Source organism: Stutzerimonas nitrititolerans (assembly GCF_003696285.1).
Lineage (GTDB): Bacteria > Pseudomonadota > Gammaproteobacteria > Pseudomonadales > Pseudomonadaceae > Stutzerimonas > Stutzerimonas nitrititolerans.
The window spans coordinates 1-1,601 of record NZ_RFFL01000043.1; the positions used below are offsets into that span (position 1 = coordinate 1).

Genomic DNA, 1,601 nt, shown 5'->3' on the forward strand with positions numbered 1-1,601 from the left:
GAATCGGCAACCCCAGCTTGCGCACGGCAGCTGCCTTGATCATGTATTCCCCGTCGGAGCCATACATCAGGATGCTGTCGCTGGTACCAGTGCCAGGGCCCCGGATCAAGCCGCCAGTGGCGAAACCTTGGGGCGCCGGACCGGGATCTTGCAGCGTGTAGGGCTGGCTGAAGTCGTACTGCGCACCGACCTTGACGATGATCTCGCGCTTGGCCAGCGCATCAAGCGCCGACTGCACTTGGGCAAGCGTTGCGTCGTCCATTTTCACGCTGACGGGCATGTCTTGAAGCGCGGCAGCGGCCGCCTTGAGATTCAGCATCTCCTGTTTGATGTCGGCGATCTTCTGCTCCGCGCGGCTCTGCTCGATGTCGTTCGCAGCAAGTTCGATATCGCGCAGTTCGCCGATGAAGCCTCCGAAGCCATAGGTGTTCTCGCCAGCGGCTTGCAGATCCTGGAGCATCTTCAGCGCAGCTTGCGCCTGAGCTTGCGCGCCCTCAACGTCGCCGGCTCGCAGTGCTTCACGCGCCCCCACCTTCAGGGCTTGTGCCGCGCCGTAGGATGCTTCGCCACCGGAGTTCATGCCGGCCAGCGCTTCCTGGTAGCGCTGCTCGATCTTCACGCGATCGTCACGGACTTTCTGCAGGTCGCTGTTGGCTTTTTTCTCGGCTGCCACCAGATTCTTGCTGGCCTGCTCGGCAGCTTTGACCATGCGGTCCTGCTGGGTCTTGAGTTCGGCGACATAGGTGTTGCGGGCTTTGATCTCCTGCTCGCGCTCCGCTTCGGCTGCATTAGCGGCGGCACTGGACGCCGCTTGCAGTTCGGCCGTCATGCCAGTCTGCTGCTCGACGATCGCGGCGCGGAACGATTTCAACGCTTCCAGTTTTGCTCTGAGTTCGCTCTCGTCGTAGAACATGTCCACGAGCAGATCGCCCGGCGACCACGTTGCATCAAGAGACTTCTCAATCGCCGCAATCTCGCTATCGACGTTATCTAGCTCGGTTGCCAGGCCTTGAGCATTAGCGGCTATCAGAGCGATCTGTTTCGGAACGTCGACGAGATCGCTGACTACAGAAACACTGGCCCCGGCCAACGTAGCGAGCGCAGACGCCAGTCGAATCAAGTTATCCATCACATGGGGGTCGCTCAGCGTATCCCCTAGTTCGTTGATTGCGTCAATCAGGGGCTGTATGTCCGCCTGCCCTATCGCCTCGTTCCAGCGATCAGACAGCGCTGTCATGGCGCCGCCAACAGTCTCCGGCAGGCTCTCCGCCTCAGTGCGCAGCACGCCCAGCTGCTCGACCAGCGCGGACGTCACGACGTCAGCGGTAAGCAGGCCCTGCGCGGCCATTTCCTTTAGAGCCCCGATTGGCACATTCAGCGAGTCGGCCAATGCCTGCATAAGGCGCGGTGCCTGTTCGGCCACGCTGTTGAATTCGTCGCCACGCAGCGCACCAGCGCCCAGCGCCTGAGCAAACTGAATGACGCCGTTCTCAGCCTCTTGCGCACTGGCGCCGGACACCCGGAACGACGTCGCAACCGCCTCGGTGACTGCAAGAATATCCTTCTGGCCGCGGCCGGCTTCCTTCAGCGGGCGGCTGATG

Annotated in this window: 1 protein-coding gene; it reads right to left on the bottom strand. The window is 61.8% G+C overall.

Annotated elements, in window-relative coordinates; all coding sequences use genetic code 11:
- A partial coding sequence (locus EA795_RS20545) for a tape measure protein (protein ID WP_158601320.1) occupies nt 1-1,601 on the bottom strand: 1,601 nt, incomplete at both ends.